The sequence below is a fragment of the Vagococcus allomyrinae genome, from assembly GCF_017829975.1.
Classification (GTDB): domain Bacteria; phylum Bacillota; class Bacilli; order Lactobacillales; family Vagococcaceae; genus Vagococcus_D; species Vagococcus_D allomyrinae.
On record NZ_JAEEGA010000007.1, the window covers coordinates 72,142 to 97,159 of the forward strand.

Consider the following 25,018-nt stretch of genomic DNA (forward strand, 5'->3'; position numbering starts at 1 on the left):
GACTCATTATAGCGTAGCATGAGTAAAAAAGCACTAAGCAAATTGCTTAGTGCTACCTGATCATTTACCATAAGTTTGTGTAGCATACCCCTGATAGTCGTTGATATGTAAAATATCCTGAGCGTTCTTAACCCGTTCTTGGGTCGGTGGATCAATCCCCAATAATGGGTAATCCAAACCTAACTCATCCCACTTATAAATCCCCATCTTGTGATAAGGTAAAATTTCGACCTTATCAACATTTGTCAACGTTTCAATAAAGGCATTCAAACGAATCAAGTACTCATCATAATCAGTCCGTTCTGGCACCAGTACATGGCGAATCCAAACAGGTTTGCCAATTTCAGATAAGTATTTAGCCATTTCAAGAATATTCTCATTGGTGTTTTTCGTTAACAATTTATGACCCTCTGGATCAATGTGTTTAATATCAAACAACAATAAGTCAGTATATTTCATAAGTTCTTGGAACTCACTGAAAAAGGGTTCTTCTCTAGTAAAAGGCTTGCCACAGGTATCAATCGTTGTATGGATCCCCTCTGCTTTGGCTTTTTTAAAGAGATCGGTTAAGAAACCAAGCTGTAGCAACGGCTCACCACCACTGACTGTTATACCACCCTTTTCACCCCAGTAACTACGATATCTGATGGCTTCTGCCAGTACTTCATCAGCGGTGACTTCACGTCCACCGACACCAATTTTCCAGGTATCTGGGTTATGACAAAACTGACAACGCATGCGACATCCTTGAGTAAAAACGATAAAACGCACACCTGGTCCGTCAACGGTACCAAAACTTTCTGTTGAGTGAATTCTTCCTACTGCTGTTTCTGCCATCTCTCTTCCTCTTCCCCTATTTCAAAAGGGATGACTTGGCTTAGTCACCTAGTCACCCCTTCAAGTTTATGTTAAGTTTAAAGCATTTTACGAATAGTTGCCACTATCTTGTTCGAATCGACCAGTAAGTAATTCTTACATGTGGTCATGTGATGTTCTAGAGATAACATCCGCTTGTTGTTCCGGCGTTAAATCACGGAATTTAACAGCGTAACCAGATACTCGAATAGTCAAGTTAGGGTATTTTTCTGGATGTGCTTGAGCATCCAATAACAATTCATTTGTAAAGACGTTGACGTTTAAGTGGTAACCGCCATTATTGAAGTAACCATCCATAACGTTACGCAAGTTGTTGATGCGTGTGCTATCATCTTTACCTAAACCATTAGGATTAATCGTTTGGGTATTGGAAATACCATCTAAAGCATGAGTGTAATCCAAACGAGCTGTTGAGTTAAGCGATGCTAACAAGCCGTTTTTCTCACCTAAGTATTGGCCATCTTGATAACTTGGGTTAGCCCCTGGAGCCAATGGTTTACCTGCACGACGTCCATCTGGTAAGTTACCAGTTGCTTTACCGTAAACAACGTTTGACGTAATTGTCAATAATGACGTTGTCGGTGTAGAGTTACGGTAAGTATGTTGACGTTTAATTTGTGTCATAAAGTAGTTTAAGATCCAGTTAGCCATATCGTCAGCTTCTTCTTGATCATTACCATATGTTGGGAATTCATTCATTGGTTTGTAATCAATCGCAAGACCATTTTCATCACGAATCACTTGCACGTTACCGTGTTTGATTGCCATGATACTATCAGTTGCATGTGAAATACCAGCGATACCTGTTGCGAAAGTCCGTTTTAAATCACTTTCCATAAAGGCTAATTGTGGTGCTTCATAAGCATATTTATCATGCATGTAATGAATAACATTTAGAGTGTTAACATAAAGTTCTGCTAACCAGTCTAAAATATCTTTATAGCGATCCATAAATTCATTAAACTCTAAAGTATCACCAGTCATCGGACGGAACTTAGGCGCAACTTGCGCTTTCGTCATTTCATCTACCCCACCGTTAATCGCGTATAAAACAGCTTTTGCTAAGTTAGCACGAGCGCCAAAGAATTGCATGTCTTTACCCATAACAGTTGCAGATACACAACAAGCGATAGCACAGTCATCAGATCCCCAGTTAGCACGTAGTAAGTCATCGTTTTCAAATTGAATAGATGAGCTTTCTTTGGCAATCTTAGCCGCAAAGGTTCTGAAGCCTTCTGGTTCATGAGATGAATATAAAACAGTTAAGTTTGGTTCTGGAGAAGGTCCCATATTCGTTAAAGTATGTAAAATACGGAAATCACTCTTCGTTACTAATGAACGACCATCTAATCCCATACCAGCGATTGATAATGTTGCCCAAATTGGGTAACCAGAGAATAATTGATTGTATTCTGGTGTTCTTGCAAATTTAACCATACGTAGTTTCATGATTAAGTGGTCAATCATTTCTTGAGCTTCAAACTCAGTGATAACACCATTGTCCAAATCACGTTGGATGTAGATATCCAAGAATGCAGAGACACGGCCGATAGACATTGCCGCACCATTTTGAGATTTAATTGCAGCTAGATAACCAAAGTATAACCATTGGATTGCTTCTTGAGCATTTTTAGCAGGCTTAGAAATATCAAAGCCATAGCCAGCTGCCATTTCTTTAATTTGACCTAATGCACGGTATTGTTCCACGATTTCTTCACGTAAACGAATCACGTCATCAGTCATCACTTTATTACCAGTGTTAGCATGGTCTTTTGATTTTTCTTTCATCAAGAAATCAATTCCATATAAAGCTAAACGACGGTAGTCACCAATAATACGGCCACGGCCATAAGCATCTGGTAAACCAGTAATGATTTTGTTTTTACGAGCCGCTCTCATTTCAGGGGTATAAGCATCAAAAACACCTTGATTATGCGTTTTGCGGTAGTCTGTAAAGATGTGAGTCATTTCTTCATCAACTTCATAACCATTTGCTTTTAGCGCGTTGTTTGCCATGTTAATACCACCAAAAGGTGCAAAAGCTTGTTTCAATGGCACATCTGTTTGTAAGCCAACAATTTTTTCTTCTTCTTTGATTAAGTAGCCAGGTTTATGAGAGGTTACGGTTGCAGGGATATTATTATCCATGTCGTAAACACCATTTTTTTCATGTTGTACATCAAATAATTCTTGTAATTTTGTCCATAATTTGTCAGTACTAGGTGCGATTGGTTCTAAAAAGCTATCGTCGCCCGTATACTCTGTGTAGTTCGCTTGAATAAAGTTTCTAACATCCACACTTGTTTTCCATTTTTTTCCTTTAAAGCCATTCCAAGATTCCATTTAATGGGCCTCCTTAAAATTATATGATTTACATCATATGTAACAGGTTTATAAACATAGTATAACACAAGATAATAATATCACAAGCATATTTTGAAAAAAAACCAACAAATTATCATTTTTCAATATTTATAAGCTTAAAAATGCCGTTTTTTCGGGGTTTCATGTTTGAATATTAATGAACAAAGATTTTTTATTTTTTTATAAACCTGTGTCAAAATCACGTTTTTCTGTACTATAACAGATTTAGGGTAACTCTTATTTTGTATAACAGAAACGGTTTCCTTTGTGAAAAACATCTTTTAATCACTGGACTTACCCATATTAAAAAGACTGCCCGTTTGGATTACAGGCAGTCTTTTAATCGGTTAATTCGCTGTATCTTGCTCAGGTACAATCACATTTGTTAAGGTTCTAACTGAATATACCAAACCATCTTTTTTCTCATCAGAGATAAAGGAACCGTTTGATGTGCGATCGCTAATTGGATAGTCTTTCGCTTCAAATTCGTAACGAGTATTATTTTGAGTTGTAACTTCAATCACTTGATCCACAATGGATTCTCCCATATACGCCACACGATGAGGGTTGTTTTTCAACTCACGAATCACCATTAATCCGCGTTTAGCTCGACTTAAAGTGGTGACTTCTTGAGCTAACATCCTTTTGATTGAACCACGCTGAGTAACAATCGTAATCGGTGTATCCCCTTCTGGAATAACAAGTACCCCATTAACGACAAAATCACCGTCTTTTAAGTTGATCGATTTAACCCCGGCAGCACGTGCTCCCACTGTTGGCACCTCGGCTAATGGATATCGCAAACCAAATCCACGGTAACTGACCAGGAAGATATCTAGGTCGGCTTGATCAGCTACCAAGTAACAGTTGACGATTTCTTCGGTTTCGCCCTTTAAGTTCATACACATAGTCGGCCGTCCTTTATAGGTTCGCCAAACTGCAAACTCCGACATCTTAGTTTGTTTAATCATCCCATCTCGCGTGATGAAAACAAACGATTTCTCATTGCTCATTTCTTTATAATCGAATACGGATACGATTACTTCATCTACTTCAAGGCCAGAAATATGTTGAGAAATGTGTTCACCAACATCTTTCCAACGAATATCTGGCAACTCGTGAACAGGACGATAAATCATATTCCCTTGATTTGTCACAAGCAATATATGCTCCAAAGTGTTTAACTGTTTAGCAAAAATCAAATAATCCGTATCTTTCATGCCGATTTCATCAGGACTTGACGCACCAAAAGATCGCAAGCTACTGCGTTTCATATAACCTTCTTTGGTCACCGTGACAATCACATCTTCTTGTGTCACTAAGACTTCTGTGTCAACCACAAGTTCCTGGATCTCATCTTCAATAATCGTCATTCTTGGATTCGCGTATTTCTTTTTCACATCTCGCAGCTCCGCCTTCATCAGCTTCAATAATTCGTGAGAATTGTTTAAAATGCTCATCAAGAAATCAACCGTTTCCTGTAAGTCCTTCGCTTCACTTTCAAGGGCAGTGATATCTGTATTTGTTAAACGATAAAGCTGTAAAGAGACAATGGCTTCTGCTTGCTCTTCGGTAAATTCATAGGCCTTGACCAAATTCATCTTAGCATCTTTTTTGTCTTTACTGCCACGAATTGTCGCAATGACGTCATCTAAAATGGATAATGCCTTAATCAAACCGTCCACGATATGCTGACGTTTACGAGCTTTTTTCAAATCAAACTGACTCCGTCGAGTGATAACTTCCTGACGGTGGGCGATATAGGCTTCAAGAAAACGTCTTAAACCAACTTGTTTTGGTCGCTGTTGATCAATCGCTACCATGTTAAAGTTATAATTGACTTGCAGTTCTGTGTTTTTGAAAAGATAATTCAAAATCCCAGTAGCATTAACGTCCTTCTTAAGTTCCACTACGATTTGTAACCCCGTCCGGTCAGTTTCATCACGAACTTCTGCTATGCCATCGATTTTTTTGTTAAGGCGAATTTCATCCATTTTCTTCACTAAATTAGCTTTATTGACTTCATAAGGAATTTCATTTATCACAATTTGTTCCTTACCGCCTTTGATGCCTTCAATTTTAGTTTGTGAGCGCAAAACCACTCGCCCTTTTCCTGTTTCATAAGCTTGCTTAATTTCTTTTTTCCCTTGTAATATACCACCTGTCGGAAAATCCGGTCCAGGAATATATTCCATCAACTTATCGAGACTAGCATTCGGATGATCGATTAAATAAATCGTGCCATCGATGACTTCACCTAAATTATGAGTGGGAATGTCTGTAGCATAACCAGCAGAAATCCCTGTGGAACCATTGACCAGCAAATTTGGGTATTTTGCAGGTAAAACAGTTGGTTCTTTTTCTGTATCATCGAAATTCCAAACCATGTCCACAGTTTCTTTTTCGATGTCTTCTAGAATTTCACCACTCAGTTTTGACAAGCGTGCTTCTGTATAACGCATCGCAGCCGGTGGATCACCATCCATGCTCCCGTTATTACCATGCATCTCAATTAATATCCCACGAAGTTTCCAATCTTGGCTCATTCGGACCATAGCTTCGTAGATACTGCTATCCCCATGGGGATGGTAGTTACCCATAATATTCCCCACAGATTTAGCTGATTTTCGAAATCCTTTATCAAAGGTATTGCCATCATGATCCATGGCATATAAAATACGGCGTTGAACTGGCTTTAACCCATCTCGGATATCCGGCAAAGCCCGCTCTTGAATGATATATTTTGAATAGCGACCAAAACGATCGCCCATGACTTCCTTCAGGGCAAGTTCTTGAATATCATCACGTGCACTCATCTCAATCTTCCCCCTTAATCCTCTAAGTCAAATAAATTAAGTTCATTTGACTCGTCATTTGTTTCCTGATCATCTGTTTGACTAGTAAACTCTTCATACGAGAGAGCATCATTATCATCGTCATGATTTTTGTTTTCTAAAATACTGTCCGCTTCTTCTAACGTAAAGGCCACATTATTTTCAATCCAGGTTCGACGTCGGTCGACTTTATCCCCCATTAAAGTGGAGACAATCCGTTCGTTGCTGCCGGCTTCACCGTCTTCTTCATCCAGAGTTACCCGAATTAACGTCCGAGTTTCCGGATCCATTGTAGTTTCCCACAATTGATCAGCATTCATTTCACCAAGACCTTTGTAACGTTGTAACATGTAGCCTTTACCGATTTTTTGAGCCGCCAGCTCCATTTCTTCATTGGTCCAGGCGTATTCAGAAATAGCTTTACGTCCCACACCTTTAGAAATTTTATAGAGAGGGGGTAACGCAATATAAACTTTTCCTGCTTCTACTAGAGGTTTCATAAACCGATAAAAGAAAGTTAGCAACAACGTTTGAATATGGGCACCATCGGTATCCGCATCGGTCATGATAATAACTTTATCATAGTTACAATCCTCCAAAGAAAAATCGGGATCAATTCCAGCGCCAATCGTGTAAATCATCGTGTTAATTTCTTCATTCTTTAAAACATCTTGAATTTTAGCCTTTTCCGTATTTAGCACTTTGCCTCGCAATGGTAAGATTGCTTGAAATTTTCGATCGCGGCCTTGTTTAGCAGAGCCACCGGCAGAATCCCCCTCAACTAAGTACAATTCATTGCGTTTAGGGTTACGCGATTGAGCAGGTGTTAATTTACCTGATAGTAGGGATTCACCTTTACGGCGCTTTTTGCCAGAACGACTTTCTTCTCGAGCTTTCCTTGCGGCATCACGAGCTTCCCGCGCCTTAATGGCTTTCCGTATCAACATTTGACTCATTTCACTGTTTTCTTGCAAATAAAAACCCATTTGTTCGCTTATGACATTTTCCACCACAGAGCGAGCCATTGGCGTTCCTAATTTACCTTTTGTCTGTCCTTCAAATTGCAATAAATTTTCAGGGATTCGAACAGAGATGATAGCCGTCAACCCTTCACGGAAGTCACTACCTTCTAAGTTTTTATCTTTATCTTTCAATAGACTGGCTTTACGGGCATAGTCGTTAAAGGTTTTGGTCATAGCAGTTTTCATTCCTACTTCATGAGTTCCGCCATCTTTTGTTCTAACGTTGTTTACGAAAGACAAGATATTTTCTGAATAGCCATCATTGTATTGATAGGCATACTCCACTTCAATGCCTTCTTTTTCACCTGAAAAATAAACCACAGGGGTTAGATCATCCTTGTCTTCATTTAGGTATTCAACAAATTCTTTAATGCCTTCTTCGTAGTGGAAGATTTCTTCAACAGGTTCGTCAGGACGTTCATCGCGAATGGTAATCTTGACTCCCTTTAATAGGAAAGCAGACTCGCGCAGGCGCTCTGACAAGGTCTCATAAGAATATTTAGTTGTAGTGAAAATCGAATCATCTGGTAAGAAGCGAATAAACGTTCCGTTTTTCTTTTTAGTTTTGCCGATTTTTTTAAGTTTACCATCGACTTTACCGCCATTGATAAATTTTTGTTCGTATTCAATGCCATCCCTAACAATTGAGACATAAACCCACTTGGATAAAGCGTTCACGACACTCGCCCCGACACCATGAAGACCACCAGAGGTTTTATAGCCACCTTGGCCAAACTTTCCGCCAGCATGTAGGACAGTGAAGATAACTTGAACGGTTGGCACACCAGAGGCATGCATTCCTACAGGCATTCCCCGACCGTAGTCCTGAACACCGATACTATTGTCTTTATATATCGTCACATCAATTTGATTCCCGTATCCAGAAAGTGCCTCATCGACTGCATTATCAACTATTTCGTAAACCAGATGATGAAGTCCGCGAGAATCAGTTGAACCGATGTACATTCCTGGCCGTTTACGGACAGCTTCAAGTCCTTCAAGAACTTGAATGGAAGCATCATTATAATCATTCATTACTTTTTTTGGCATTATATAACTCCCTTGTTTCAAACTAATCAGGTATTGTAGCCAAACCTACATATTCGTAGTCATTGCCCACACCATTTTTAATCATACTCTAAAATTTGCAAATTGAAAAGGCATTTTAAATGATAGCTGCTCTTTTTTAGCTAAGGTTCGCCTTTTCTAGCTAACATTATACTCAACTATCCCTGAGAAATCAAAAATCAACTCAGCAAAGTTAAAAGATGAAAGCTGTGCTACTTTACCATAAAAACGCCGACAATTCAACTTTTAGGTCAAGTAGTCGCTACTGCTTCTGATTTTTAATGAAATAGGATATGATGAACATAGACTTATTTAAACTATCTAATCTAGTAGTTTTACTAAAGGAGACGAATCATGACAAACATATTGGTATTTGGCGGAACTCGCTATTTCGGAAAAAAAACTGTAGAACATTTTATCAAACAAGGTTATGAGGTGACCATTGCCACAAGAGGCCACTTACAGGATCATTTCGGCAATCAAGTGAAGCGGATTATTGTAGATCGACGAGATGGTAATCACAGTGGTTGGCAAATCATCGGAGCAACAGATTGGGATATTGTGTTTGACAATATCTGTTACACTGAATCAGAGGCGCGTATTGCCTTAGAGCATTTGGTAACAGTCGATCATTACTTAGTCACGTCAAGTTTGGCAGTTTATCAAGGGGAACCTGGGCCAAACGGCTTCACGGAAGCACAATTTAACCCAGTCGATTATTCTGTTGAGAAACAGCAAGAAGTTGATTATGGTGAAGGGAAACGACAAGTAGAGACTTTTTTTACCAATCACGCTTCTTTTCCCGTCACATTTTTACGTTTTCCAGTTGTTCTGGATGATGACGATTATACTGAACGTCTTCATTTTTATATTCGACGTGCTTTAAAAGGTGAAGATATTATCTTTAAAAGAGACTCTGGTCACTTTTCTTTTGTGAGAGCAGCAGAAATTCCGCTAGCCATCCAATTTGTGATCGATAATAAAGTAGTTGGTCCGATTAATATAAGTTCCACCAACTCATTTACAACTGCTCAATTTATTGAGAGTTTAGCCTCGTCCACACAAAAAGAGTTGACGATTGTCTTCGATCCACGAAAAGAGTTGTCACCCTTTTCTCATTACGATTTAGCGATGGATGCTAGTTATCTAGCACATCTCGGATATCCTGTTCCCCCGCTAGCATCTTGGTTGCCTGACTTAATGGATCGACTAGTTGTGACGATAAAAAACGAATGAACAAAAAAACTGTCCGTTGGACAGTTTTTTATTTCTTAATATTCAGATAGTTTAATTAAAAATTAGATTAATCTTTGTTGCGTTTCTTTTTCTTGCGAGAACCGCTATCTCTTGACGATAGCTCTTCTAACCTATCTTCAAGGTATTCAACCCGACCTTTAGTTCCACCAGCTTTAATAAATGCTACTAGACTAATAATTAATGCTAAAATACTAGCCACTATGCCAACGTATTGCATGATTGCGTCCATTACATACTTCCTCCATTCGATAACTTTGTTTGTTTTTAACTCGTTAATTAATTGATGATCAGTTGTAAACATAGAATAAATTGATTATTACAGCACTTCTTCATTTTATCACATGTTACCAGTGATGTTAACTAATTCATCGTATTATTAGAACACTTTTTCTCGAGTCATTCTAATTAGGCGCTTTAAAGACCTTTCAAAATCCATTCACCTATCGACAACATCAGCTCCTATAACACTTGCATCAAAACCTAAGCCCTTTCTTTGCCATCAACTTCAGCTGCTAACAACTCACTTATTTCTATTTTTTTCACCATTAAGGCCTTGGACTGTTCGTCAGTCGATTCACTAAAAACTTCCAACCCTTTAAAAATCAATTCTTGATACAAAGGCGATTGATTACTGGTACTTCTTTCAATTCGTTTACGCAAAAACCCAGCTTCTTCTTTAGAATAATTGCCAAACTCTTCTAACATCTGGCATTCAACTTGCTCCACAATTTTATCCTTGGCTTTCACCGATTTTAGATAAGCACTTAAATATCCTAATCCATAGGTCAACCAATATTCTTTTTCAAACGTATTAGTCAAATCAATGACTGAGTCACTAAAAAAAGTCACCATTAGCTCATGCCAATCGTTTTCTGGTGAGGGTTTAGCTTCTTTTTTTCTAAATCGAAACATTAACATTCCTACTTTCTATCGGGCATCAAGCAAACGCAATTCAATGGCAATACAACGATTCATGATCACATCATTGCGACCTGCATTGGCTAAAACACTCGCCGCCTCTTGGCTTTCTAGCTCTAACTGGGCCCAAAATACTTTTGCGTCTGTTTGAATAAACTCACGGGCAACATCGGCTAAATACTCACTGCGACGAAAAACATCTACAATGTCTATTTTACCAGGTACGTCCATTAGAGTAGCATAGACTTTTTCTTTCAATATTTCTTGACCAGCTAAAGTTGGATTAACTGGAATTATTTCATAGCCTCGTCGTTGTAGATCCTCGGCAATTTGATAACTAGTGCGATCTGGGTTGTTACTTAAACCGAAAACAGCGATTCGTTTTGCCTCTTTTAGGTAGTTAAAGATTGTCTCCTGATCTGGATTGATAAATCCCATCAATTTTCCTCCTCTTAGCGCAATTAATTGCCAGCTGACTATCAAAGCAAGTCATTCTGTTATCATCTATTTTAACTTATTTTGATGGTTTAGCAAAGTAATTAAACAAGTTCATCTGGATAACGATTCTCTAATTTTTTTTGGTGAGCAATCAATAATTCTTCAAGTGATATGTCGTAGTTACTAGCTAAAATAAGAATATTTCCCAGTACATCACCTAGTTCTTCTTTTAATTCTTCTTTCAGACACTCAACAGACTTGGTAATCTCGTCTGAACGATCGCGACCGATTTCTAAAGCTCTGACGGCTCTCGCTACCTCCCCTGTTTCTTCAGCTAAAAAACCGATCCGAATAAAGGGATTAAGCTCTTTCCACCCCCTAGCTTTATAATAAGTGTCTAACCAAATTTGAAACTCACTCATACTCACCGTAACACTCCTTTCAATTCAAATAACAACTAGATAACTCCAATGGGCTTGAATAAAACCACTTTAATATGATACTATATATTGTGTCGGAGGTAAACAACCGACTACATATTGTGTTAAAAAGGAGTTATTACCTAATGATAAAAAATGTTGCGGTTTATTGTGGTTCAAGTACTGGAAAAAAGCCTGATTATACTAAAGCGGCCGTCGCTCTTGGAAAATGGTTAGTTGATCATGAGTATGGTTTAGTCTATGGCGGTGCTAGTTTGGGATTAATGGGCACTGTTGCCGATACTGTATTAGCTGGTAAAGGCTATGTTTGCGGTGTTATGCCAGAAATACTTGCCGATCGAGAAATAGCTAAACCAGCTATTAGCGAATTTATCACAGTACCTAACATGCATGCTCGTAAACAGTTGATGATGGATAAGGCTGACGGTTTTATCGCGCTTCCAGGAGGTTGTGGTACGATGGAAGAAATTTTTGAAGTCATCACTTGGTCTCAAATAGGGGCTCATCAAAAGCCTTTCGCTTTTTATAATGTGGCAGGCTATTATAATCATTTGATTGATTTTTTTAATGTGATGGAAGACGAGGGCTTTACTAATCCAAAACATCGCCAAGATATTTTGATAAGTCACTCATTAGCTGAGATACATGAGCATTTTAGCCACTATCAAAGCCCTGGACCAAAAGAGTATTAGAATTCACTTCAACTTATTGTTACTAACAATCTTTCGTGGTAAAATGATTGCTAGTCTTAGTATGAGGAGTTATTATTATATGAAAATTGCACTAATGGTGATCATTGGGTATTTATTGGGATCTATTCCCTCTGGCGTCTGGATTGGCAAAGTATTTTTCAAAAAAGATGTAAGAGATTTCGGAAGTGGTAATTCTGGAACAACTAACACATTTAGGGTTCTTGGCAAAAAAGCAGGTATTGCTGTCTTGCTAATGGATATCTTAAAAGGGACATTAGCAACATCCTTACCTCTTTTTTTTGACAGTTCCATTAACCCCCTTTGGATCGGGTTAAGTGCCGTCATGGGGCATACTTTCCCACTTTTCGCTAAATTTAAAGGTGGCAAAGCTGTGGCAACAAGCGCTGGTATGTTGTTAGGCTACAACCCTTTATTTTTCCTCTTTTCAGCAACTATTTTCGTTATAACATTGTTACTGACAAGCATGGTAAGTCTTGCTAGTATGATCAGTGCCGTATTAATCACTTTATCTACGATCATTCTGCCATTTGTTTGGCCCGCTATTTTGCCAGAGTTCAATTGGCTATTAACACTAATTGCTTGTGGCTTAACTGTTTTTATTTTTATTCGTCACAAAGAAAATATTGTACGCATTAAAAATGGAACGGAAAATCGGGTGCCTTTCGGCCTCAATAAAGCGAAGAAATAGACCATTATTCAGAAGAACACAAGCGACATCGTGAGCGATTTCACTTGTGTTTTTTTGCGTTGTATCAGCAATTCAATAAAAAAAAACAAGATTATGAGAACATTTTAATAATATTCATGTTATACTATTTAAGTAACTATTTTTCAAAAAGTGAAAGTGGGTTTAATAATATGATAATTGGAATACCAAAAGAAGTGAAAAATAATGAAAACCGAGTCGGTATGACTCCTGACGGTGTAGCGTCTTTTGTTGCCAATGGACACGAAGTCCGAGTGGAAACAAATGCTGGTGCTGGTTCAGGATTTTCCGATTACGACTACGAACAAGCAGGCGCTTCAATCTGCGCAGCAGCTACCGCTGTTTGGGCAGCTGAAATGGTCATCAAAGTCAAAGAACCTTTAGTTGAAGAATACCACCACCTTAGAGATGGTTTAATCTTATATACATACTTACATCTAGCCCCTGCTAAAGAGTTAACTCAGCAATTATTAGCCAGCGGTACGACAGGTGTCGCTTACGAAACCATTCAATTGCCAGATCGAAGTTTGCCATTGTTAGTCCCTATGAGTGAGATTGCGGGAAGGATGTCAGTTCAAGTCGGAGCGGAATTTTTAGAAAAGACAAAAGGGGGTAAAGGCATTCTATTATCTGGAATCCCTGGTGTGAATCGAGGCAATGTGGTCATTATCGGTGGTGGTAACGTTGGAGCAAATGCCGCTAAGATCGCATGTGGATTTGGTGCAAGTGTGACAATTCTCGATGTTAATCAACAACGTTTAGCTGAACTAGACATTCAGTTTGGTAATCAAATTCAAACCCTTGTATCAAATCCTCATACCATAGCAGAGGCAGTTAAAACCGCTGATCTAGTTATTGGAACCGTCTTAATCCCAGGAGCAAAAGCCCCTACTCTCGTGACTGAAGAAATGATCATGTCCATGGAAGAAGGCTCAGTGATCGTTGACGTCGCCATTGATCAAGGTGGTATATTCGAAACAATTGATAAAATTACGACTCATGATGACCCAGTTTACATTAAACATGGAGTTCTCCATTACGCTGTTGCAAACATGCCTGGTGCTGTCGCTAAAACAGCTACTATTGGTTTAACAAACGTCACCCTACCTTATGCCCTTACGATTGCGAATAAAGGTCTAGAAAAAGCTCTCAATCAAGATGAAGCTTTGCAAAAAGGGGTTAATACTTACCAAAAGCAGTTAACCAATAAAGCTGTGGCTCACTCTCAGGGCGTCGATTATACAGAATTACTTACGTTAATTTAATATTTGCACGCTAGCTAGTCTGACGACAAACACCCCCTGTCACTATTTTATTGACAGGGGGTGTTTGCTTTAAATAATTAAGAAATTTCTATTTGATACACCTGATGAAATTGTTCGCCAACATCTAATTGGTTAATGCCTAATTTTTCGACTAAATCCCCAGTTGATTGGACCGTATCAGCAATCCCACACCAAGGTTCAATACAAACAAACGGAGCTTCCTTTGGATAAGGACTCCAAATCCCAACAAATGGCATGTCATCATAAGAGACTGTAACGCTATGAGAAGTTTTTTCTGACTTAATGCTATAACTATTTGGTCCTACAGTTTCGTAAATTAGCGCATCATTCTTAAAAAGTTCTCTGGTAAGTAGAATATCTGTATTGGTTTGACCTAAGGTTTTATTTTCGTTATCCACATAAGCACCAGCTAAAGGCAAACTCAATCTGGATTTACGAGGCGAAAATTGTAAGAAATAGTCATCAAATCGCCCTTCTCCATCAATGGGAACATTAAATGCAGGATGACCACCAATCGAAAAGAACATCTCAGATTCGCCGATATTACGAACGCCATAGCCACACTTTAAACGGCTGTCCTTCAATTCATACGTTAAAATCAATTCGAATTCAAATGGATATATCTTCAGTGTTTCCGCATTACTTTTTAGGAAGAATGAGAGACATGTTTGACTTTCCTGCTTCGCCACAAAGCGTTGATCACGAGCAAATCCGTGTTGCCCCATGTGATAAGTCTTTCCCTGATAGCTGTACTGGTCGTCTTTTAATCGGCCAACAAAAGGAAATAGAACTGGCGAACGACGCCCCCAAAACTCTGCATTCCCTTGCCATAAATACTCAATGCCAGTTTCCTTTGCCACTAAACTTTGTAATTCACCACCCAGTTCACTAAAACTTGCTCTTAACACGTCGTTCTCAATTACCCATGCCATAGCTAATTATCTCCTTTTAAACAGTTTCTTTTTCTAATTCTTGCTTGAACTGTCTATTAATTATTTTAATATAAGTCCCTTTCATCCCTAATGAACGAGACTCGATAATCCCTGCAGACTCAAGTTTACGCAAGGCGTTAACAATAACCGAGCGCGTAATGCCAATACTATCTGCTATATTGGAAGCGGTCAAGCGACCTTCATCCCCTTCAAGTTCTTTAAAAATAGCTTTTACCGCTTTAAGCTCACTATAAGACAACGTACTAATCGCCATTTGCACGGCGGTTGAACTACGAATAGCATCTTCAATTCCGCGAGAGACTTGATACAACATCTGCATACCAACCACTGTACCTCCATATTCTGCTAAAACCAAGTCTTCTTCGGTAAAAATCTCTTCTAAGCGACCTAAAATAATAGTTCCTAATCGCTCACCAGCGCCATAAATAGGCACAATCGTTGACAATGCATTAGGAAAAAGCTCTTGCAACTCAACTGGGAAAGCCGTCATAGGGTTAGTAATCCCCACATTCGCTTCTGTCATTTGCAGTTGAAGGACATTACTAGTATAGTCTTTGGGGAATTTTAATATTTCCAACATGTTCTTAACTCGATCATTATTAATATCATGTAAGACATTATAACCCAAAACACTACCGTCTGTATTGATAATATACGTATTAGAATCCATGGTTGTCCCTAAAACTTTTGCCATTTCATTATAAGGAAACGACACACGATCGCTAAAGGTGTTTTTTTGTTGCAACAACTGATTAATGTCCCTTGTTTTCTCTAACAAACTTGCCATTTTTTAGCCTCCTAAGTTTTTTTACAAAATAAAACGACTTAAATCCTGATCTTTAATAATATGCCCGAGTTTTTCATCAACATAATTTTCTGTAATCATTATTTCACCCATCTGCATATCAGGGGATTCAAATAATAAGTCTTCTAGTAATTTCTCGAGAATAGTGTGCAAGCGACGGGCTCCAATATTATCCGTCTCACTATTGACACTATAGGCAATATCAGCGATCCGCTGAATCGCTTCAATTGTAAATGTCACATCAATATTTTCAGTTGCGAGTAGCGCGATGTACTGCTTGATAATCGCATTGGTTGGTTCTGTTAAAATTCTGACAAAGTCTTCCGCTGACAAATCGTCTAGCTCCACACGAATCGGGAAGCGCCCTTGCAACTCCGGAATTAAATCACTCGGCTTACTTAAATGAAAAGCACCTGAGGCGATAAATAAAATATGGTCGGTCTGGATTACCCCATATTTGGTTGTAACCGATGAGCCTTCAACGATAGGTAAAATATCTCGTTGAACCCCCTCACGTGAAACTTCTCCTGACTGTTGCGACTTAGAGGTGATCTTATCAAACTCATCAATAAAGATAATGCCGTTATTTTCAGCTAACTTAATTGCCTCACTGTATAAATCGCCCTTGTTGACTAATTTTTCAGATTCCTCACGAATTAGGATCTCACGAGCCTCTTCGACTGTGACTGTTCGTTTAATCTGTTTTTTTGGAGTTAAGGCGCCAAGGGTATCGCCTAGATCAATCCCCATTTGTTCCAATCCATTGTTCATGGCTGGCATCGCCTTTTTAGGTTCATCCATTTCAATGGTCACTTCACGATTTTCCAAATTCCCTTTAGCTAGCTCTTCAGCAATCGTTCGTCGATTGGCACGAATAGTATCGGTCACTTCTTCTTTTTCTTCTTGTGGGTTTTGCATGGCATTCATCATTTGCGTCATCATATCAAATTGATTAGCAGCTTTTTTCTGCTCCTTTTTGATACCGGGTACTAATAATTTAACTAAACGACTTTCCGCTTGCTTTTTGGCTTGCATATACACTTTACTATATTGCTCTTTCTCAACAATACTCAAGCTAGACTCAACTAAATCACGAACCATCGACTCCACATCGCGGCCGACATAACCAACTTCAGTGAACTTTGTCGCTTCAACTTTTACAAAAGGCGCTTGAATAATTTTAGCTAGACGACGAGCAATTTCCGTTTTACCAACACCCGTAGGGCCAATCATTAACATATTTTTAGGGGTAACTTCTTGTTGCATTTCTTCATCCAATAACATCCGACGATAACGATTTCGCAAAGCAACTGCAACTGCTTTTTTAGCCATTCCTTGGCCGATGATATATTCATCTAAATCTTTGACAATCTCTCTTGGTGTTTTATTCATTTGATTCATAATAGACTCCTCTACAATTCTTCCACAATAATATTGTGGTTAGTAAATACACAAATGTCACCGGCAACATGTAACGCTTCACGAGCAATGTCCCCTGCAGACAACTCTTCTCTACCATGTTTTTTCATGGCACGCGCTGCTGCCAAGGCGTAATTACCACCTGAACCAATTGCTAATATGCCATCATCGGGTGCAATAACTTCACCTGTCCCAGAAACGATTAACATCTCTTTATCATTCATGACAATTAACATGGCTTCCAATTTTTGCATCATTTTATCACTGCGCCACTCCATTGCTAATTCAACAGCTGCACGCATTAAATTCCCTTTATATTCACTTAATTTAGCTTCAAACTTACCTTCTAGATTAAAAGCATCTGCGACACTCCCAGCAAATCCAACCACAACTTGATCGTTGTATATCCGTCGAACTTTTTTGGCAGTTCCTTTCATTACCACTGATTCGCCCATTGTAACTTGACCATCGCCAGCCATTGCGAATTTTCCATCTTTTTCAACAGCACAAATTGTTGTTGAGTGAAATGTTGTATAACCCATTTGTGTACCTCCTAATAATTATCTATTTTTTAATTGCGACAAACATTATGCTCGCGGGTGAAAATTCCGATAGTTCTTCTGAAGACTTTCCTTTGTCACATGTGCGTAAATTTGCGTTGATGACAAACTAACATGACCTAACAACTCTTGCACCGTCCGCATATCTGCACCGTTATTTAATAAATGAGTAGCGAAGGTATGGCGCAACATGTGAGGATGAATATCAGCCGTTAAACTACTCTTTTTTATGATCTGCTTTAAAACATATTGGATACCAGTTGCCGTAATTTGTTCGCCATGATGATTAACAAACACATAGTGATGGCTCTTTTGATGTTTTTCCATCAAAACGCTACGCCCGCTTTCAAAATAATCCAGTAATGCTTCGCCAGCAAACGAACCGAAAGGAACATATCGTTCCTTATTCCCTTTGCCATGTATTAACAAAACATTAGTTTCAAAATCAACATCTGCCAATTGAATGTTTGCACATTCGCTCACGCGAATCCCCGTACCATAAAGAATTTCCAACAGCGCTTGATTCCGATAGTCCAAAGGAGAATAACCTTGAGCAGCTTGAAAAAGAACTTCAATCTCTTTTTCATAAAAAAAGCGAGGCAACCGTAATTTCTTTTTTCGCATCTGGACATAAGAAAAAGGATTTTCTTTTACCACTTGCTGCTTAAGTAAATATTGATAAAAAGAACGAAGACTTGAAATTTTGCGACTAACCGAATTTCGGCTATAATTTTTATCGTAAAGAAAAGCCAAATAAATACGAATATCTTGATGATTCACATTTAAATATCGATCATCCCCAGTTTTTTTCAAAAAATCAAAAAAATCATTAATATCATCACGGTAAGCTTCCTGAGTCTTTAGTGAATAATGTCGCTCCACTACCAGATAATCAATGAACTCTTTAAACCAATCTCTTTCCAACATAAAAACTCCCCCACTTTTCTTCACATGGTTAATGTATCACAATGAAAAAACGAATACAAATAAATTGTCAGAATTTAATCAATTTTTTCAAAATTGAACACACTTTAATCACATATTAGTCGAAATATTAGCAAAAAAATCAAAAATAGCGTATTCATTTGTTAACTCTGGCTTACAAAACTGTCACTGTCTATCTCACTATTATTTTGATAAACTATTGTTAATAATTAAATCGATGATAGTTGATTTTGACTGAATTACAATTAACAATAAGTATCCCATACCGAGTACCAAAAATGTCGCCAAGGCTCCCTGCCTCACATATGAATGATCCCGATATCATGCTAACTTCCCAAGAACTTCTCAGATATGCTAATTAGATTTCTTCTAAAGGAGTGAACCAACATGAACGCAATTTTATCTTTACCATTACTTTTTTTAGGAACCATTACAATTTTTTTACTAATAACCTACCTGTTTAAGTTATTAGAAGGCATAAAAAAAGAGACACCAATAAAATAGCTGTCTATACAAAGAAATAACACTAAATGCCTTATTATTAAAATTTATATAACTTAGCAACGTGAACAAAAAAGCTCAGCACAAAGGATGAGCGGCTGGCAAGCAATTTAACGAGTTGCCAGTATGCCTTAACGAGCACTCGGGTAGTCTGCAAACTACTTTTAATCTTTCAATTATCGATGATTAGCTAGTTTCGCAAGTCATGGATAACGTTAAACCATTCACAATGAAGTTTAGTCTCTGGCTGAAGCGACTCGCCTAACAGGGTCATTTGGTGGCCGTAATAAGCTTGATGAATTTCCAACCAACGCTCAAAAGTACCGTCCCCTTCTTCTTTAGCAAATTGCGGTGTAATAGACGCGAAGGAGCACGTTTCAGTTTTTGTTATCTGAAGAAATGCCAAACACTCTTTATTGCCTCCCATCAACAAGTAGCAATCACCCACTTCACTCACCTTGCGATTGCGATAATCATTAAATGGAACTAAGGATGAAGTTGCTGTCTTTTCACCTGTCATAACCAGATTCGCTAAATCATTCGCCATCTCTTTTGTATTACCAAATTGTAATAAGGTAAAATCCAGTGGTAGAGACTTGTCACTAGTTGCACGAAAATCTTCCCATAAGTCAATCACATCCGTCACCTTTTATTTCCTCCTAACAAAACAGAACTTGTCTGCCTAATTTGCCCTCAAATTAACATGATTTTGCTTTATTTTTTTTGTTTTTATTGTTAATTAGCATTTTCATAAATGCGATGATATCTGTTATTACAAAAGAAACAAACATATAACCTAATAACAGATAGAGGTGATAGGTGGCTTCTGTCTGAGTGACATTCTGATCCCAGATATTTTGAATAGCAAAAAAGATCAGACTCCCAACTATTAAAAAAATTCCAAACACTCTGTTAGTCAGCTTCCAAATTCTTCTGCCAAAATAGTAAAAGCTCAACCCTTTGTATCCAAAAGAACATGGCCTTGCAAATGCCCTAAAACAAAAATATATCCCACTCACTAGCATGACTAGCACAAACGCATTGACAATAACCGCCATGTTTTCCCTCCTAAATATCCTAAACTGAGTTTTCAGTAGTCTGTTTGATTACTCCTGATATCATCATTTTATTATAAATGAAAACTAATGATCATTTTCGTCATTTTTTTCATTTCTTTCTGCAAAATTTGAGATTCTGCTCGACTGACCGTTGAATAAACACTATTATTATCTAGTTTAGCTTTTTCTATGAAGATATGCAACAAAATTTTAACGAACTTAAAACGAACTGTTATTTAACTTCTTCTTTCACTTCCCTAAACGTATGTATATGCCTTCTTGAGACCTTTTCTCTGCTGATTCATTAAGTTTTTTAATTTCTAATGATACGGTACTACCTTTAACAATTGTGTTATTATCGAACAGAATTAAGGGATCGATAATTCGTCTTTTTAGCCGTTGAAAAAGAAGGTGGTTTGTCTCTCCTTCCATTAAAATTGGCGGCACTTCCAGCTGGCAAAATAACTGATTTAAATATGGGTCGAAGGTACTTTTTAACCGCTCCAAGAGTTGCTGATCATCAAGCAGAAGATCCGTACTATGAATGAAATCATTCCGTAAGCTATACTGAATAATTTTTGCCATTCGGTCGGCGCTAAAGATATTTAGTGGAGCATAGAAAAAATCAATGACCACTTGATAATACTTTCGAACAAACCACTCCCCTTGTTCCTGAGACTTGACAACAATTTTCCCCGTTTCAATTGTTAAACATTTAATAAATGCCCTAATTTCCTCAAGAGTATTATTAAAATAATGGAAAGAGTCTCGCAACGTATAATCGATTCGATCTGCACATAAATCTGGTAAGTCCTGTTCCAACAACGGCCATTGCTCATCATTTGTCAAAATGTCACGCCAGTTAAATCCGTAAGTCCCTAAAATATCTGGGATATCCGATTGTGTCAACAGTCCATGGCGAATTAGCTCATGATAGTTTTCTTCTTTATTCTCCAAAGCCACATCAACCACATGTGAAAAAGCGGTATGAGAAACATCGTGTAATAAACCGGCAATTTGTTCTGGCAAGCTACCACCCAATTGCCGAATGACCAACATTACACCGATCGAATGCTCATATCTTGTGACATTCCAGTGAGGATTCACTAAGTAACTAGCTCCTGCTTGATGGACTTTTTTTAAACGCTGCACAGCCTCAGACTCTATTAAACTCATCAAAACTGGCTCTAACTCAAATTCTCCATAGATTGGATCTACTATCATGTTATCTTCCCCTTTTCAGTAATGTCTTTTCAGTTTACCCGAACACACATTCTAATTCAAGTGGTTACACATCTTTTGACGTTAGTTTCACGAAATTAATTGGGACCATAAGAAAAGCTAAACGAGGCGTTGCCATTGACGTTATTACTTTACTTCGTCCTTCAAAGCTTAATGTTAAGCTGCCTCGTGAAGCTAAATCCAAACTACAATATAGAGAACGTTTTATACTTTCTTAAAGAACAAAAAAGTTGCTCAAAAAGAACAACTTACCCATCCTTTAAATTCAGTTGAAACCCACTAATCTGATAATCGGCTTCAGAGAAATCGCCTAAATAATGACAATTTTGCTGTTGATAAAAGGTTTTAAGTTTTTCATTACCAGACCAACAATCTAAATAAACTGACAATCCAGCAATCACACCAGCCTCTTCACAAAATCGTAAAATAGTTGTACCAAAACTCATCCCCTGATAATCAGGTAGCACAGCAATGCGTGACAAGTATAAGGCTTTGCGTGTAACACCTAAGCTTTCGATCTGCTGCTGAGTGCCAAGAAAAAAAGTGCCTACAACCTCTTCTCCAACTTTAACTAAGTAAACATTATGTAACCCGATTTCTTTTTTTACGCTTGCTGGCTGCCATGGGTATCGCCATTGGCGTATGCCCATTTCTAATAAATCCAAAGTAACCCGATTTAATATCGACGTAACTAAATCGATATCTGCAATTTTTGCCAAAATGATCTTTACCGCCATTCATCTCGTCCTCTCACTCATTCTCCGAGATCTATCTTACCTTAAACCACTTGGTCTGACAAGCTTTCTTTTCTGAGGTATAATAAAGCAAATAACTCTAAAGGATGTTACGATGGACTATTACCGATTTAAATCACTGAAAGCTTATTGCCCTAAATGTTCTCGCAAGCTTGAGCTCCTCTTCCCAGAAGAAGAAAACACTGGCGAAGGTTTTTATATCTGTTTCAAATGCCGAACAATCAGCCAATTTGGTGTCGGAGCTTTAACCAGCAAAAATAGCTTAGCTGCTTTTAAAACGCCAGAACGCAAAAAGCAAATTAATCAAGTTCTCGATTCATTACCAGCCAATTTTCAATATAAAGCAAAAGGCAGCCAACTGAGGTTGACTGGCGAATCATACACTCGCCAGTGGTTAAGTATTCGAGAATACCGAATTAATTTTGATAGCGAACCTCCATCTGCCAGTCTTGATTTAAGAGTCGACCTTAGCGGTTGCAAATGGTGTGGAGAGGCCGTGACAAAATCAAGACGCTCCTTTTGTTCAGATCGTTGCTCGCGCTCTTACACAAAAGCCACCTTTCGCAATCGCACCATAGCTGCGCTCCCTTATAGAATTGCTTGTCGAGATCGTTTCTTTTGCCGTGCGACAGGACAAGATTTGGCTATAACGAACAAACACGGTATCAGAATCCCAGCTAGCAACGGCCAACTAGACGTTCACCATTTAATACTCGTCTCCCAAGGAGGCAGTGATCATGAAAGCAATCTAATCACCTTAACTCGAGACGTTCATCATGATTATCATCGTAAGGTTTCCTATGCAACAGAAATCATTGATGAGATAAGAGACCAACAATTGGCTTTACACCAAAAAGAAATGACTACTTAGTGATTTCTTTTTACATAATAAAGAACCAAAATCGCCGGTAAAGCCCAAGCGACATTCAGCCCAAGTGTCGTTAAGGTTAGGAGAGGGCTAATCAGAGCTGAGCCAGTAAAAATACTCATGCAAATAGCTAAGACTAACTTAATAAGATGCCCATAATACGGCCAGAGCAAAATCGGTTGGCCTCGTAGCAAGGCTTGATGATTCTGAAAAAAGGTTATAATCAAAACCAATCCTACAACAAGCATCACCATCATATACAACTGATAAAAAGGGTTAGTTAAAATGGTCATAGATTTCTCCACGGTTTTGATAATCGCTGGATCTGTGACATTTACTAGCGATGGATTGCTCATATCGACCTTTGTCTCTGGCTTAAGAATCGCAGGAATTTCCACAATGCTCATGACACCATTAACACTCCCAAAAACTAATAAAACCATATTCCAAAATGTTGCTTTTTTAAAGGATTGCCTCACCATCTTTACTTTATCTCCTTTCCTTGATTAGCAAAGCCCCTCATCAGACAATAGACTAATGAGGGGCTTACCTTAAGCTGTTAGAGGGAACTCAAAACATCAACGGTTGCAGCTAAAGCTCGTTCGGATATAGCCGTATATCGTTCTTTTTTATCACGAATCCGCTCCGGCATCTCTGGAAAAATCCCAAAATTAGCGTTCATCGGTTGGAAATGTTTGCCCGCTGTATGGGTGATATAATAAGCCATACTACCTACCGCTGTTTCCCGCGGGAATATGATAGGAGCTTCGCCTTTGGCTAATTTAGCTGCATTAATACCAGCTACCATGCCGCTTGCGGCGCTTTCCACATACCCCTCAACCCCAGTCATTTGACCAGCAAAGAATAAATCATCTCGCTTACGAGATTGATAAGTTGGTTCTAAAAGCTCCGGTGAATTCATAAATGTGTTGCGATGCATAACACCATAACGAACAATTTCAGCATTTTCCAAACCTGGAATCATCTGAATAATCCGTTTTTGTTCGCCCCACTTCAAATGTGTTTGAAAGCCAACGATATTATAAAGCGAAGCGGCCGCATCATCTTGTCTCAGCTGAATGACGGCATGGGGACGCTTATCAGTTTTAGGATCCTCCAAACCAACCGGCTTTAACGGACCAAACAACATCGTTTTCTCACCACGATTTGCCATCACTTCGATTGGCATACAACCTTCGAAAAACTTTTCTTTTTCAAATTCTTTTAAAGGCGCAACTTCCGCATTGATTAATTCGTTACGAAAAGCGGTAAACTCTTCTTCATTCATCGGACAGTTTAAATAAGCGGGCTCACCTTTGTCATAACGAGATTTCAAGTAGACTTTGTCCATATCGATTGACGCTTTGTCAATAATAGGGGCAGCCGCATCATAAAAATACAACCCGTCTGAATTGGTGAATTCAGCAATCTCTCCTGCTAAAACTTCAGCTGTTAACGGACCTGTTGCGATAATTGTAATCCCTTCAGGAATGGCTGTCACTTCTTCGTCAATAACAGTAATATTAGGATGATGGCGAATTTTATCCGTAATCGTTTGAGAAAAGGTATCCCGATCGACCGCTAAAGCGCCACCAGCAGGCACAGCCGTTTCGTCAGCAGAATGGATGATGATCGAGTTAAAACGTCGCATTTCCTCTTTTAAGAGGCCTACAGCGTTAGTTATGTTATTTGCTCGCAACGAATTAGAACAAACGAGCTCAGCAAAGTTTGCTGTATGATGAGCTGGTGATTTTTTTAGTTTGCGCATCTCAAAAAGATTTACTTTTACACCAGCCTCAGCTGCTTGCCAAGCAGCTTCACTCCCAGCTAAACCAGCACCTATTACATTTACTTCTGTCATGTTGTCAGTCTCCTCTAATCAAGAATACGACAGCTCATAATCAGGGCTGTCGTATTCAGTCTATTGTCTGTTACGCTTGATACATTGATTGCCACTATTAACCAATCTTCTTTTTAAAATAACCTTATC

General features: G+C 38.5%; 24 protein-coding genes. 5 read left to right on the forward strand and 19 right to left on the reverse strand.

Going from position 1 to position 25,018, the window contains the following annotated elements:
* Window positions 1-60: 60 nt before the first annotated feature.
* From pflA to parE, 4 genes are all read right to left on the reverse strand, one after another.
* On the reverse strand, window positions 61-837 hold the full coding sequence (pflA, locus tag I6N95_RS11775) for a pyruvate formate-lyase-activating protein (RefSeq protein WP_209527997.1): 777 nt from the start codon (window positions 835-837) through the stop codon (window positions 61-63).
* Window positions 838-972: 135 nt separating this feature from the next.
* The gene (pflB, locus tag I6N95_RS11780; protein ID WP_209527999.1) at window positions 973-3,219 is read right to left on the reverse strand and encodes a formate C-acetyltransferase; all 2,247 of its coding nucleotides are present in this window, start codon (window positions 3,217-3,219) and stop codon (window positions 973-975) included.
* A 368-nt stretch (window positions 3,220-3,587) separates the two neighbouring features.
* On the reverse strand, window positions 3,588-6,056 hold the full coding sequence (parC, locus tag I6N95_RS11785) for a DNA topoisomerase IV subunit A (protein WP_209528002.1): 2,469 nt from the start codon (window positions 6,054-6,056) through the stop codon (window positions 3,588-3,590).
* Between the two features lie 14 nt (window positions 6,057-6,070).
* A complete protein-coding gene (parE, locus tag I6N95_RS11790) occupies window positions 6,071-8,146 on the reverse strand; it encodes a DNA topoisomerase IV subunit B (protein WP_209528006.1) in 2,076 nt (691 codons plus the stop codon).
* A gap of 372 nt (window positions 8,147-8,518) precedes the next feature.
* Here parE and I6N95_RS11795 point away from each other — a divergent pair, with 372 nt between their 5' ends.
* Window positions 8,519-9,400, forward strand: a complete 882-nt coding sequence (locus tag I6N95_RS11795) for a Rossmann-fold NAD(P)-binding domain-containing protein (protein WP_209528009.1) — start codon at window positions 8,519-8,521, stop codon at window positions 9,398-9,400.
* A gap of 67 nt (window positions 9,401-9,467) precedes the next feature.
* Here I6N95_RS11795 and I6N95_RS11800 read toward each other — a convergent pair whose 3' ends face one another.
* The 4 genes from I6N95_RS11800 to I6N95_RS11815 form a co-directional block, all read right to left on the reverse strand.
* The gene (locus I6N95_RS11800; protein WP_209528012.1) at window positions 9,468-9,650 is read right to left on the reverse strand and encodes a hypothetical protein; all 183 of its coding nucleotides are present in this window, start codon (window positions 9,648-9,650) and stop codon (window positions 9,468-9,470) included.
* A 251-nt stretch (window positions 9,651-9,901) separates the two neighbouring features.
* Window positions 9,902-10,333, reverse strand: a complete 432-nt coding sequence (locus tag I6N95_RS11805) for a hypothetical protein (RefSeq protein WP_209528015.1) — start codon at window positions 10,331-10,333, stop codon at window positions 9,902-9,904.
* A 15-nt stretch (window positions 10,334-10,348) separates the two neighbouring features.
* Window positions 10,349-10,777 carry a CoA-binding protein gene (locus I6N95_RS11810; RefSeq protein ID WP_209528018.1) on the reverse strand — a complete coding sequence of 143 codons (429 nt, stop codon included), beginning with the start codon at window positions 10,775-10,777 and terminating at the stop codon, window positions 10,349-10,351.
* Between the two features lie 101 nt (window positions 10,778-10,878).
* The gene (locus I6N95_RS11815; RefSeq protein WP_245249473.1) at window positions 10,879-11,199 is read right to left on the reverse strand and encodes a MazG nucleotide pyrophosphohydrolase domain-containing protein; all 321 of its coding nucleotides are present in this window, start codon (window positions 11,197-11,199) and stop codon (window positions 10,879-10,881) included.
* A gap of 143 nt (window positions 11,200-11,342) precedes the next feature.
* Here I6N95_RS11815 and I6N95_RS11820 point away from each other — a divergent pair, with 143 nt between their 5' ends.
* The 3 genes from I6N95_RS11820 to ald all read left to right on the forward strand — a co-directional run bounded on the left by I6N95_RS11820 (window position 11,343) and on the right by ald (window position 13,901).
* Complete coding sequence (locus I6N95_RS11820; protein WP_245249451.1) at window positions 11,343-11,909, forward strand: LOG family protein; 567 nt, start codon at window positions 11,343-11,345, stop codon at window positions 11,907-11,909.
* A gap of 79 nt (window positions 11,910-11,988) precedes the next feature.
* The gene (plsY, locus tag I6N95_RS11825; protein WP_209528026.1) at window positions 11,989-12,618 is read left to right on the forward strand and encodes a glycerol-3-phosphate 1-O-acyltransferase PlsY; all 630 of its coding nucleotides are present in this window, start codon (window positions 11,989-11,991) and stop codon (window positions 12,616-12,618) included.
* Window positions 12,619-12,788: 170 nt separating this feature from the next.
* Complete coding sequence (gene ald / locus I6N95_RS11830) at window positions 12,789-13,901, forward strand: alanine dehydrogenase (RefSeq protein WP_209528030.1); 1,113 nt, start codon at window positions 12,789-12,791, stop codon at window positions 13,899-13,901.
* 77 nt (window positions 13,902-13,978) lie between these two features.
* Here the strand turns inward: ald and I6N95_RS11835 are convergent, their stop codons facing one another.
* From I6N95_RS11835 to I6N95_RS11875, 9 genes are all read right to left on the reverse strand, one after another.
* Window positions 13,979-14,854: an aldose 1-epimerase family protein gene (locus I6N95_RS11835; RefSeq protein ID WP_209528034.1), complete on the reverse strand. Its 876-nt coding sequence runs from the start codon at window positions 14,852-14,854 to the stop codon at window positions 13,979-13,981.
* A 16-nt stretch (window positions 14,855-14,870) separates the two neighbouring features.
* Window positions 14,871-15,662 (reverse strand): GTP-sensing pleiotropic transcriptional regulator CodY, encoded by a 792-nt coding sequence (codY, locus tag I6N95_RS11840; protein ID WP_209528037.1) that lies wholly within the window; start codon window positions 15,660-15,662, stop codon window positions 14,871-14,873.
* Window positions 15,663-15,683: 21 nt separating this feature from the next.
* Window positions 15,684-17,081 (reverse strand): ATP-dependent protease ATPase subunit HslU, encoded by a 1,398-nt coding sequence (gene hslU / locus I6N95_RS11845; protein WP_209528041.1) that lies wholly within the window; start codon window positions 17,079-17,081, stop codon window positions 15,684-15,686.
* Between the two features lie 11 nt (window positions 17,082-17,092).
* Window positions 17,093-17,641 (reverse strand): ATP-dependent protease subunit HslV, encoded by a 549-nt coding sequence (gene hslV, locus I6N95_RS11850; protein WP_209528044.1) that lies wholly within the window; start codon window positions 17,639-17,641, stop codon window positions 17,093-17,095.
* Between the two features lie 45 nt (window positions 17,642-17,686).
* Window positions 17,687-18,586, reverse strand: coding sequence for a tyrosine recombinase XerC (xerC, locus tag I6N95_RS11855; RefSeq protein ID WP_209528048.1), 900 nt, complete (start codon window positions 18,584-18,586; stop codon window positions 17,687-17,689).
* A 709-nt stretch (window positions 18,587-19,295) separates the two neighbouring features.
* The gene (locus I6N95_RS11860) at window positions 19,296-19,751 is read right to left on the reverse strand and encodes an ASCH domain-containing protein (protein WP_209528051.1); all 456 of its coding nucleotides are present in this window, start codon (window positions 19,749-19,751) and stop codon (window positions 19,296-19,298) included.
* Window positions 19,752-19,803: 52 nt separating this feature from the next.
* Window positions 19,804-20,163, reverse strand: a complete 360-nt coding sequence (locus I6N95_RS11865) for a hypothetical protein (protein WP_209528054.1) — start codon at window positions 20,161-20,163, stop codon at window positions 19,804-19,806.
* Window positions 20,164-20,412: 249 nt separating this feature from the next.
* Window positions 20,413-21,387, reverse strand: a complete 975-nt coding sequence (locus I6N95_RS11870) for an HD domain-containing protein (protein WP_209528058.1) — start codon at window positions 21,385-21,387, stop codon at window positions 20,413-20,415.
* Between the two features lie 266 nt (window positions 21,388-21,653).
* Window positions 21,654-22,142: a GNAT family N-acetyltransferase gene (locus I6N95_RS11875; RefSeq protein WP_209528061.1), complete on the reverse strand. Its 489-nt coding sequence runs from the start codon at window positions 22,140-22,142 to the stop codon at window positions 21,654-21,656.
* 112 nt (window positions 22,143-22,254) lie between these two features.
* Between I6N95_RS11875 and I6N95_RS11880 the strand changes: the two genes are divergently transcribed.
* Window positions 22,255-23,031, forward strand: coding sequence for an HNH endonuclease (locus I6N95_RS11880; RefSeq protein ID WP_209528064.1), 777 nt, complete (start codon window positions 22,255-22,257; stop codon window positions 23,029-23,031).
* Here the strand turns inward: I6N95_RS11880 and I6N95_RS11885 are convergent.
* On the reverse strand, window positions 23,028-23,510 hold the full coding sequence (locus I6N95_RS11885) for a hypothetical protein (protein WP_209528067.1): 483 nt from the start codon (window positions 23,508-23,510) through the stop codon (window positions 23,028-23,030). The two genes, I6N95_RS11880 and I6N95_RS11885, sit on opposite strands and share 4 nt — an antisense overlap.
* Window positions 23,511-23,587: 77 nt before the next feature.
* Entirely contained in the window at window positions 23,588-24,889 is a 1,302-nt protein-coding gene (gene trmFO / locus I6N95_RS11890; protein ID WP_209528071.1) for a methylenetetrahydrofolate--tRNA-(uracil(54)-C(5))-methyltransferase (FADH(2)-oxidizing) TrmFO, read from the reverse strand.
* Window positions 24,890-25,018: the final 129 nt, after the last annotated feature.